Origin of the sequence: Rhodococcus sp. NPDC058505 (genome assembly GCF_042720095.1) — a bacterium.
GTDB lineage: Bacteria > Actinomycetota > Actinomycetes > Mycobacteriales > Mycobacteriaceae > Rhodococcus_G.
Genome location: NZ_JBHXNB010000004.1, coordinates 249,440 through 258,564 on the forward strand (window position 1 = coordinate 249,440; position 9,125 = coordinate 258,564).

6 protein-coding genes are annotated in these 9,125 nt (G+C 69.3%); all 6 read left to right on the plus strand.

All coding sequences use genetic code 11. The features are described 5' to 3' along the window. Window positions 1–74: 74 nt before the first annotated feature. The 6 genes from argS to rho all read left to right on the plus strand — a co-directional run bounded on the left by argS (window position 75) and on the right by rho (window position 9,012). Window positions 75–1,727, plus strand: a complete 1,653-nt coding sequence (gene argS / locus ACFWPA_RS05400) for an arginine--tRNA ligase (protein WP_378569769.1) — start codon at window positions 75–77, stop codon at window positions 1,725–1,727. Next, on the plus strand, window positions 1,724–3,151 hold the full coding sequence (lysA, locus tag ACFWPA_RS05405; protein ID WP_378569770.1) for a diaminopimelate decarboxylase: 1,428 nt from the start codon (window positions 1,724–1,726) through the stop codon (window positions 3,149–3,151). The genes argS and lysA overlap by 4 nt, the downstream gene beginning before the upstream one ends. Continuing rightward, complete coding sequence (locus ACFWPA_RS05410; RefSeq protein WP_378506002.1) at window positions 3,144–4,454, plus strand: homoserine dehydrogenase; 1,311 nt, start codon at window positions 3,144–3,146, stop codon at window positions 4,452–4,454. Before lysA ends, ACFWPA_RS05410 begins: the two co-directional genes overlap by 8 nt. Then, window positions 4,447–5,535: a threonine synthase gene (gene thrC / locus ACFWPA_RS05415; RefSeq protein ID WP_378569771.1), complete on the plus strand. Its 1,089-nt coding sequence runs from the start codon at window positions 4,447–4,449 to the stop codon at window positions 5,533–5,535. The genes ACFWPA_RS05410 and thrC overlap by 8 nt, the downstream gene beginning before the upstream one ends. Window positions 5,536–5,564: 29 nt before the next feature. Then, a complete protein-coding gene (gene thrB / locus ACFWPA_RS05420) occupies window positions 5,565–6,497 on the plus strand; it encodes a homoserine kinase (protein WP_378569772.1) in 933 nt (310 codons plus the stop codon). A 499-nt stretch (window positions 6,498–6,996) separates the two neighbouring features. Continuing rightward, complete coding sequence (gene rho / locus ACFWPA_RS05425; RefSeq protein WP_378569773.1) at window positions 6,997–9,012, plus strand: transcription termination factor Rho; 2,016 nt, start codon at window positions 6,997–6,999, stop codon at window positions 9,010–9,012. Window positions 9,013–9,125 lie beyond the last annotated feature (113 nt).

A 9,125-nucleotide genomic window follows, 5' to 3' on the forward strand; every position in this document is an offset into this window, starting at 1 on the left:
CCCTATGGTCGTCCCACTGTACGTTCAGTGCCTGAGCGCAGGCTTTGAACGGCCAGCCCATAGGATGAATACCCGTGACTCCCGCCGACCTTGCCGAACTCCTTCGTGTCACCGCCGCGAAGGTCCTCACCGACCACGATCTCGACGCAGCCGTCCTGCCCGCGACGCTGACCGTCGAGCGTCCGCGCAACCCCGAGCACGGCGACTACGCGAGCAACGTCGCGATGCAGGTGGCGAAGAAGGCCGGGGTCAACCCGCGTGAGCTGGCGACCTGGCTCGCCGAGGCGCTCACCGCGGCGGACGGCATCGACTCCGCCGAGATCGCTGGCCCCGGCTTCCTCAACATCCGGCTCGCCGCAGCGGCGCAGGGCGCCATCGTGGCGAAGGCGATCGCCGCCGGGCAGAGCTACGGAAGCTCGACCGCGCAGGAGGGTCGGCGGATCAACCTGGAGTTCGTGTCCGCGAACCCGACCGGGCCGATCCACCTCGGCGGCACCCGGTGGGCCGCGGTCGGTGACGCGCTCGGCCGGATCCTCGCCGCCCAGGGCGCGGACGTCACCCGGGAGTACTACTTCAACGATCACGGTGCCCAGATCGACCGGTTCGCCCGGTCGCTGATCGCGTCCGCGAAGGGGGAGCCCGCACCCGAGGACGGGTACGCCGGTGCCTACATCGTGGACATCGCCGCCGACGTGCTCGCGCAGCGTCCCGACGCGCTCGCGCTCCCCGTCGACGAGCAGCAGGAGGTGTTCCGCTCGATCGGTGTGGCGATGATGTTCGACCACATCAAGCGGACCCTGCACGAGTTCGGAACCGACTTCGACGTCTACTTCCACGAGAACTCCCTGTTCGAGTCCGGTGCGGTGGAGCGGGCCGTCGCCACCCTCAAGTCGAGCGGCAACCTGTACGAGGAGGACGGGGCCTGGTGGCTCAAGAGCACCGACTTCGGTGACGACAAGGACCGCGTCGTCATCAAGTCCGACGGCAACGCCGCCTACATCGCGGGCGACATCGCGTACTTCCAGGACAAGCGCTCGCGCGGCTTCGACCTGTGCATTTACATGCTCGGTGCCGACCATCATGGCTACATCGGTCGACTCAAGGCCGCAGCAGCGGCGTTCGGCGACGATCCGGCGACCGTCGAGGTGCTGATCGGACAGATGGTCAACCTGGTCCGCGACGGGGTCGCGGTCAAGATGAGCAAGCGGGCGGGCACCGTCATCACCCTCGACGACCTCGTCGAGGCGATCGGCGTCGATGCCGCCAGGTACGCGATGATCCGCTCGTCGGTGGATTCGAGCCTCGACATCGACCTCGAGCTGTGGGCCAGCACCACCAGCGAGAACCCGGTCTACTACGTGCAGTACGCGCATGCTCGGCTGGCGTCGCTGGCCCGCAACGCCGCGGACCTCGGGCTGACCACGGAGAACCCGCGGTTTGAGCTGCTCACCCACGAGCGTGAGGGCGACCTGATCCGCACCATCGGCGACTTCCCGAAGGTCGTCGGGACCGCCGCGGACCTGCGGGAACCGCACCGCGTCGCCCGCTACCTCGAGGAACTGGCCGGCACCTACCACCGCTTCTACACCGACTGCCGCGTCCTGCCGCAGGGCGACGAGCCTGCCGGCGACCTGCACACCGCGCGGCTCGCGCTGTGCGGTGCCACCCGCCAGGTCCTCGAGAACGGTCTCGGCCTGCTCGGTGTCGGCGCACCGGAGCGGATGTGAACGCGCATCCCGCCGGACCGCGGCACGCGGACATCCCGCACGCGCCGGGGCTGCCGCCTCGGCCAACCGCCCCGGCGCAGATGACGGCACTTCCTGCCGCGGTGTGGCCGCGCGGCGCCGCCCGCGGGGCGGACGGCGTCGTCCGCCTCGCCGGTGTCCCGGTCACCGACCTGGCCGAGCGGTACGGCACCCCGCTGTTCGTGATCGACGAGGACGACTTCCGGTCCCGCTGCCGCGACATGGCCCGCGCGTTCGGCGGCGCGGACCGCGTCCACTACGCGTCGAAGGCGTTCCTGAGCGCCGAGATCGCCCGGTGGGTCGCCGACGAGGGGTTGTCGATGGACGTGGCCTCCGGCGGCGAGCTGGCGGTCGCGCTGCACGGTGGGTTCCCCGCGGAGCGGATCACGATGCACGGCAACAACAAGTCGGTCGCCGAACTGCGGGCCGCGGTCTCGGCGGGGGTCGGGCACATCGTGCTGGACTCGATGCAGGAGATCGACCGGCTCGACGCCGTCGCGGCCGACCTCGGTGTCGTGCAGGACGTCCTGATCCGGATCACGGTCGGCGTGGAGGCGCACACCCACGAGTTCATTGCCACCGCCCACGAGGACCAGAAGTTCGGCTTCTCGTTGTCCGGTGGTGCGGCGCGGGGGGCCGTCCGGCGCGTGTTCGAGACCGGTAATCTTCGGCTCGTCGGCCTGCACAGTCACATCGGCTCGCAGATCTTCGACGTCGACGGGTTCGAACTGGCGGCGCACCGGGTGATCGGGCTGCTGCGGGAGATCGTCGACGAGTTCGGCAGCGACAAGACCGAGCAGCTGAACATCATCGACCTCGGTGGTGGCCTCGGGATCTCCTACCTGGAGAGCGACGATCCGCCGCCGGTGGACGAGCTGGCCGCGAAGCTGACGAGCATCGTCGCCACCGAATCTGCCGCCGCCGGGCTGCCGGTGCCGACCCTGATGGTCGAACCCGGTCGGGCCATCGCCGGCCCCGGCACCGTTACGTTGTACGAGGTCGGCACAGTCAAGGATGTCCGCCTGGACGGCAACGCAACTCGCCGATACGTCAGCGTGGACGGCGGAATGAGTGACAATATCCGGACCGCGCTGTACCAGGCCGAGTACGACTGTCGGCTGGTCTCGCGGGACAGTCACGCGGATCCCGTCGTCGCCCGAGTGGTGGGCAAGCACTGCGAGAGCGGCGACATCGTGATCCGTGACGGCTGGCTGCCCGACGACGTCGGAGCCGGTGACCTGCTCGCGGTCGCGGCCACCGGCGCATACTGCTATTCGATGTCCAGCCGCTACAACCTGCTCACCCGGCCCGCCGTGGTCGCGGTTCGCGACGGAGAACCCCGTCTCGTCCTGCGCAGGGAGACCGTGGAAGATCTGCTCAGCTTGGAGGTACAGCAACATGACTGAACCGAACGCCGCCGCGATCGGTGTGGCGGTACTCGGCCTCGGCAACGTGGGCAGCGAGGTTGTGCGGATCATCCGCGAACACGCCCGCGACCTCGAGTCCCGGGTCGGCGCCCCGCTCGTCGTGCGGGGGATCGCCGTTCGCCGGATCGACGGCGACCGGGGGGTGCCGGAGGAGCTGCTGACCACGGACGCGGATTCGCTCGTCGCGCGCGCCGACGTGGACGTGGTGGTCGAGGTGATCGGGGGAATCGAGGTCCCGCGCAAGCTGATCCTCGCTGCCTTGAACTCCGGCAAGTCCGTCGTCACCGCCAACAAGGCGCTGCTCGCCGAGTACACCGGGGAACTGGCCGAGGCCGCGGAGAAGCAGAACGCCGACCTGTACTTCGAGGCCGCCGTCGCCGGTGCGATCCCGGTGATCCGGCCGTTGACCCAGTCGCTCGCCGGTGACCGGGTCGTCCGGGTTGCCGGAATCGTCAACGGCACCACCAACTTCATCCTGTCCGCGATGGACGAGACCGGCGCCGACTACGCCGACACCCTCGCCGAGGCGGGTCGTCTCGGCTACGCGGAGGCCGACCCGACCGCGGATGTGGAGGGCTTCGACGCCGCAGCCAAGGCCGCGATCCTCGCGTCGATCGCGTTCCACACCCGCGTCACCGCCGCCGACGTCTACCGCGAGGGCATCTCGACGATCAGCTCGGCGGACCTCGAGGCCGCGAAGTCGCTGGGCTGCACCGTCAAGTTGCTCTCGATCTGTGAGCGTCTCGTCGGGGAGGACGGCACCGAACGGGTCTCCGCCCGGGTCTACCCGTCCCTCGTTCCGCTCGAGCATCCGCTCGCCTCGGTGAACGGCGCCTTCAATGCGGTCGTCGTCGAGGCCGAGGCCGCCGGTCGATTGATGTTCTACGGGCAGGGCGCGGGCGGCGCCCCCACCGCGTCCGCGGTGATGGGCGACGTGGTGATGGCGGCACGGAACAAGGTCAACGGCAGCCGCGGGCCCCGCGAGTCCAGCTATGCCGACCTTCCGATCGCGCCGATCGGGGAGATCCCGACCCGGTACTACGTCAACATGCAGGTCGCGGACCGGGCCGGTGTGCTCTCCGCGGTCGCGGCGGAATTCGCCAAGCATGACGTCTCGATCTCGACGGTGCGCCAGGAGGGTGCGGGAGACGGGGCGCGACTGATCGTCGTCACCCACCGTGCCACCGACGCCGCCCTGTCCGAAACTGTTGCCGCCCTTGGCAAACTCGACTTCGTCACCGCGGTCACCAGTGTTCTCCGATTGGAAGGTTCCAGTGAATAGCCCTCGTCAGCACACCCCCGTTCACACGCCCTGGCCGGGCCTGATCGAGGCGTACCGGGATCGTCTCGCGATCGGCGAGAACTGGAAGACCGTCACCCTGCGCGAGGGCGGGACGCCGCTGCTTCCCGCGGGCCACCTGTCCGAGCTGACCGGGTGCGAGGTGTACCTCAAGGTCGAGGGCCTCAACCCGACCGGGTCGTTCAAGGACCGCGGCATGACGATGGCCGTCACCGACGCCCTCGCCCGCGGTCAGAAGGCCGTGCTGTGCGCGTCCACCGGCAACACCTCCGCCTCGGCGGCGGCCTACGCCGCGGTCGCGAAGATGACCTGTGCTGTGCTCGTCCCGCAGGGCAAGATCGCGATGGGCAAGCTTGCCCAGGCGGTCATGCACGGCGCCAAAATCATCCAGGTCGAGGGCAACTTCGACGACTGCCTCGAACTCGCCCGCAAGACCACCGCCGAGTTCCCGACCATCGGCCTGGTCAACTCCGTGAACCCCGTTCGGATCGAGGGACAGAAGACGGCGGCGTTCGAGATCGTCGACGCGCTCGGCAAGGCCCCCGACATCCATGCGCTGCCGGTCGGGAATGCGGGCAACATCACGGCGTACTGGAAGGGCTACTCCGAGTACTACGCCGACGGCATCAGCTCGGTCCGGCCGCGGATGCTCGGTGTGCAGGCCGCAGGTGCCGCCCCGCTGGTGAACGGCGCCCCGGTCAAGGACCCCGAGACCATCGCGACCGCGATCCGTATCGGCGCGCCCGCATCGTGGGAGGGCGCGGTGAACGCGAAGGAGCAGTCGAACGGGGCGTTCCGCGCCGCGACCGATGACGAGATCCTCGAGGCATACCGCCTGATCGCGCGCACCGAGGGCGTCTTCGTCGAGCCTGCGTCCGCCGCGTCGGTCGCGGGCCTGCTCGCCGCGCACAAGGAAGGGTGGCTCGACGCCGGACAGACGGTCGTCTGCACCGTCACCGGCAACGGACTCAAGGATCCCGATACCGCACTTCTGGGAATGCCTGCCGTCCAGCCGATCCCGGTCGACCCGGTGGCCGTCGCCTCGGCGCTCGAGCTGGTGTAGTGACCGCACAGCGAATCGACGACACTGCGATGACTCAGACCTTGCCAACGGGGTTGACCGTGACTGCGCGGGTGCCCGCGTCCACGGCCAACCTCGGCCCCGGGTTCGACACGCTGGGTATGGCGCTGGGTCTGTACGACGAGATCACCGTCAGCACAACCGAGTCCGGACTGTCGGTCCGCGTCGAGGGGGAGGGGGCCTCGGACGTTCCCTGGGGACCCTCCCACCTGGTGGTCCGCGCCATCGAGCGTGGTCTCGAGGCGGCCGGTGTGTGGGCGGGTGGCCTGGACGTGGTGTGTCGCAATGTCATTCCGCATTCGCGTGGTCTCGGATCATCCGCGTCGGCGGCCGTCGGTGGTCTCGCCGCGGCCAACGGCCTTGTCGCCCTGCTCGACCCCGCGCTGGCCCTCACCGATGCGCAGCTGGTTCAGCTCTCGTCGGAGTTCGAGGGTCACCCTGACAATGCGTCCGCCAGCGTGCTCGGCGGCGCCGTCGTCTCCTGGAGCGAGGACGTGGACGACGCCAATTCGCCGCGCAGCTTCGGTGCGGTCCGGCTCGCCGTGCACCCGAGCATTCGCGTCGTCGCGCTGGTGCCGGAGGAGCGGTCCGCGACCGCCCACACCCGCGGACTGCTCCCCGATGCGGTGCCGCATGTCGACGCGGCGTTCAACGTCAGCCGCGCCGCGCTCGCGGTGGTTGCGCTCACCTCACGGCCGGACCTGCTGATGACCGCCACCGAGGACCGCCTGCACCAGGGGCAGCGGGCATCCGCGCTGCCGCTGACCACCCGCTGGGTCGAGACGCTGCGCGGTCGGGGAATCGCCGCCGTCGTCTCCGGTGCGGGCCCCACCGTGCTGGCGCTGACCACCGAACCGCTGCCCGAGGACCTGCGCACGACCGCAGCGGCCGAGGGCCTGCGGGTGCTCGACCTCGAGGTCGCGGACGGGGTCCGCGTCTCCTGACGGGCCACCGGGTCGCCCGCACGGCGACCCGCCGGGGACCCTCACGGCGACCCGCCGGGGACTGTCACGGCGACCCGCCGGGGACTGTCACGGCGACCCGCCGGTGTGCCGCAGCACACCGGCGGGTTCTCCTTGCTCGTAATCGTGTTCACGGCTATCCTGAGGTCGTTCGCCCATCGTGCGTATCAGTCGCCGGTGCTCTTCAGGGCAATCACTCCCGACTCAGGAGTCTTCCGATCGGATTCTCATCGGTCGTCAGACTCGGAATCACGGATACCCGCCCCGAGTTCCGGACTGCGTCTTTCTCGCCCGAATCCCCTGTACGCGAGGCACTCGACTTCGCGGGGTGTCGGTGTCGAAGGACGTGCCTGAGTGCGAGATGCGGGCGAGCGGCCCGGCATTTCCCGAACATGTCCGGCATATCCGAGTTCAGTAAATGAGCTGCTTGGACGAACCCCTCGACTCAGCGCCGCGCGGGCGAGGGAAGGAAAGGACCTCCGTGACCGATACGGACCTGATCGCCACTTCTGTGCTCGATTCCGCGGCGTCCGCCGCGACGAGCCAGGCCGGCGGTTCACCGACTTCAGGGGCGGCCCCGGCCGTCGCTACCGCAACCAAGCGCGCCGAGGCGCGTCGCGGCTCCGGACTCTCCGGCATGGTGCTCGCCGAATTGCGCGCGCTCGCTGGCGAGCTCGGCATCAAGGGCACCTCCGGCATGCGCAAGGGCGACCTGATCGCCGCGATCAAGGAGCGGCAGTCCGGTGGCTCCGCCACGCAGCAGGCCGGTGGTGCCGCCACCAAGACGGCACAGGCCGCCGCCGACGAAAAGGCTCCCGTCGTGAAGGTCGAAGCCCCCACGAAGAGCAACACTCCCGCCAAGGGCGAGGCGCGGGCCGGGTCCGAGCGCAGCGAGCAGGCCGCCGAGCCCCGCGAGCGTTCGGGTGCCGCCGAGCCCCACGAGCGATCTGGAGCTGCCGAGCCCCGCGAGCAGGCCGGTGAGGCCGAGGGCGGGCGCCGCGGGCGTCAGCGTCGCGGTGCCTCCCGTTCGGGTGCCGCCGAGCAGTCCGAACCCGCCGAGCAGTCGACCGAGCGTCAGTCCGGTCGGCAGGAGCAGGGCGGCGGTGACCGTCCGCGTCGCGACCGTAACCAGGGCGGCCGGAACAACCAGGACCGAAACCAGGACCGCACCCAGGACGAGCGCGGCCAGGGCGGCAACGGACCGCGCAACGACCGCGACAACCGTGGCGGCGACGACGAGGGGGAGGGCCGCGGCAGGCGTGGCCGCCGCTTCCGGGAACGTCGCCGTGGACGTGACCGCGGTGAGGGCGGCGGCGGTGATGTCGAGATCCGTGAGGATGACGTCCTGCAGCCCGTCGCGGGCATCCTCGATGTCCTCGACAACTATGCTTTCGTCCGGACGTCCGGATACCTCGCCGGACCCAACGACGTCTACGTCTCGATGAACCTGATCCGCAAGAACGGGCTGCGTCGCGGTGACGCGATCACCGGCGCGGTCCGGGTCCCGCGTGAGGGCGAGGGCGGCGGCGGGGGCAGTCAGCGGCAGAAGTTCAACCCGCTGGTCCGGATCGACACCGTCAACGGCGGCGACGTCGAGGCCGCACGCAAGCGCCCCGAGTTCGGCAAGCTCACCCCGCTGTACCCGAACCAGCGGCTGCGGCTTGAGACGACGCCGAACATCATCTCCACCCGCGTCATCGACCTGGTCATGCCGATCGGCAAGGGGCAGCGCGCCCTGATCGTGTCGCCGCCGAAGGCGGGTAAGACGACGGTGATTCAGGACATCGCGAACGCCATCGCCACGAACAATCCCGAGTGCTACCTGATGGTCGTGCTGGTGGACGAGCGACCCGAAGAGGTCACCGACATGCAGCGCTCGGTCAAGGGTGAGGTCATTGCCTCCACCTTCGATCGCCCGCCGTCAGATCACACCTCGGTCGCCGAGCTGGCGATCGAGCGGGCCAAGCGCCTCGTCGAGAACGGTCGCGACGTAGTCGTGCTGCTCGACTCGATCACCCGGCTCGGCCGCGCGTACAACAACTCGTCGCCCGCGTCGGGACGCATCCTCTCCGGTGGTGTCGACTCGACCGCGCTGTACCCGCCGAAGCGTTTCCTCGGCGCGGCCCGCAACATCGAGAACGGCGGCTCGCTGACGATCATCGCCTCCGCGCTGGTCGAGACCGGCTCGACCGGTGACACGGTGATCTTCGAGGAGTTCAAGGGCACCGGCAACGCCGAGCTCAAGCTGGATCGCAAGATTGCCGAGCGTCGGGTGTTCCCCGCGGTCGACGTCAACATGTCCAGCACCCGCAAGGACGAGCTGCTGATGAACCCGGACGAGTTCGCGGTCGTGCACAAGCTGCGCCGCGTGCTCTCGGGGCTCGACACCCACCAGGCCATCGACCTGCTCGTCAATCGGCTGAAGAAGTCGAAGAGCAACGTCGAGTTCCTGATGGAGGTCTCCAAGACCGCCCCCGGCGCCATCGGCGACGACTAGCAGCTGCGCCGCCCGTGCGTGATTTTTACCCCGAAGGGGGTAAAAAAAAACCACGGTGGGGGGGCGGTGTGTTAAAAACAAAAGACGCGGGCGCCGATATTTTAGTTGTTTAT